This is a genomic window from Enterobacter sp. 01-M-02-SI-ECC, from assembly GCF_047530595.1.
In the GTDB taxonomy this organism is placed as follows: Bacteria; Pseudomonadota; Gammaproteobacteria; order Enterobacterales; family Enterobacteriaceae; genus Enterobacter; species Enterobacter cloacae_M.
The window spans coordinates 1-1221 of the sequence record NZ_JBLKCZ010000091.1; the positions used below are offsets into that span (position 1 = coordinate 1).

Consider the following 1221-nt stretch of genomic DNA (forward strand, 5'->3'; position numbering starts at 1 on the left):
TGACCTGCTCCCCGTTGATTAGTACACCCCGATGTTAGTAATGTCTTCATAAGCCACATGAGGACATCCCCATGAAGAAGCGTTTTTCCGACGAACAGATCATCAGTATTCTCCGCGAAGCCGAAGCTGGGGTACCCGCCCGTGAACTCTGCCGCAAGCATGCCATTTCCGATGCCACGTTTTACACCTGGCGTAAGAAGTATGGCGGTATGGAGGTGCCTGAAGTTAAGCGCCTGAAGTCGCTTGAGGAAGAGAACACCAGACTCAAGAAGCTGCTTGCCGAAGCCATGCTGGATAAAGAGGCGCTTCAGGTGGCTCTTGGGCGAAAGTACTGACGACAGACCAGAAGCGGGAAGCCGTGATGTTGATGTGTGATGCGACCGGTCTGTCGCAACGTCGTGCCTGCAGGCTTACAGGTTTATCCCTGTCGACCTGCCGCTATGAGGCTCACCGTCCGGCTGCTGATGCGCATTTATCAGGGCGCATCACTGAGCTGGCACTGGAGCGCAGGCGTTTTGGCTACCGTCGTATTTGGCAGTTGCTGCGCCGTGAAGGGCTTCATGTTAATCATAAGCGCGTGTACCGGCTTTATCACCTCAGTGGCCTGGGCGTAAAACGCAGAAGACGTCGTAAAGGGCTGGCAACAGAACGTCTGCCGCTGCTCCGTCCGGCGGCGCCCAATCTGACCTGGTCGATGGATTTCGTCATGGACGCACTTTCCACCGGTCGCAGGATCAAGTGTCTTACCTGCGTCGATGATTTCACAAAGGAATGCCTGACGGTCACTGTTGCCTTTGGGATTTCAGGCGTTCAGGTCACGCGTATTCTGGACAGCATTGCACTGTTTCGAGGCTATCCGGCGACGATAAGAACTGACCAGGGGCCGGAGTTCACTTGCCGTGCACTGGATCAATGGGCCTTTGAGCATGGTGTTGAGTTGCGCTTAATCCAGCCGGGCAAGCCAACGCAGAACGGATTTATTGAGAGCTTTAACGGACGATTTCGCGATGAATGTTTGAATGAGCACTGGTTCAGCGATATCGTTCATGCCAGGAAAATTATTAATGACTGGCGGCAGGATTATAACGAATGCCGCCCGCACTCCACGCTGAATTATCAGACACCGTCTGAATTTGCAGCGGGCTGGAGAAAGGGTCATTCTGAGAATGAAGATTCCGACGTTACTAACTGAGTGTTGTATCTAATCGTGGGGGCAGGTCA

Annotated in this window: 1 protein-coding gene; it reads left to right on the forward strand. The window is 53.5% G+C overall.

Translation table 11 applies throughout. The annotated features are described in order from the left end of the window. Nucleotides 1-71: 71 nt before the first annotated feature. Nucleotides 72-1192 (forward strand): IS3-like element ISSen4 family transposase gene (locus ACMWLG_RS25790; RefSeq protein ID WP_085950818.1). Its coding sequence is split into 2 segments (ribosomal slippage): nt 72-330 and nt 330-1192, totalling 1122 coding nucleotides; the frame shifts between segments, so codons are not numbered across the junction. Nucleotides 1193-1221 lie beyond the last annotated feature (29 nt).